Raw genomic sequence first — 331 nt, forward strand, 5'->3', positions numbered from 1 at the left:
AGTGGACGCGGCGGGCAATGAAGGCCCGCAGGTAAGCGGCACGGCGGATGCGGCGTGGGACTTCAGCGTCCTGACCAGCGCCCCGGCGCAGCCGGCGATTGAAAACGTGGTGGACGACTACAGCCAGGGCGAAGACGCGGACAGCGGCTTCCTGCAGAAGGGCCAGTTCACCAACGACGGCACGCTGACGCTGAACGGCACCGCGGGCGCGGGGCTGACGGTCATCGTGTGGGCCACGGATGCGGACGGCAACCGGGTAAACGCGGGGTCGGGCGTGGCGGATGACAACGGCCGCTGGAGCATTACCACGGCGGCGCTGGGCGAGGACGGC

The 331-nt window shown here is 70.1% G+C and carries 1 protein-coding gene; it reads left to right on the top strand.

Annotated features, from left to right (window positions below; all coding sequences use genetic code 11):
- Positions 1–331 (top strand): Ig-like domain-containing protein (locus OK409_RS21595; RefSeq protein WP_264367518.1); only part of this gene is annotated, 331 nt, incomplete at both ends.

It is taken from the genome of Pantoea sp. RG18 (assembly GCF_025910075.1).
Classification (GTDB): domain Bacteria; phylum Pseudomonadota; class Gammaproteobacteria; order Enterobacterales; family Enterobacteriaceae; genus Pantoea; species Pantoea agglomerans.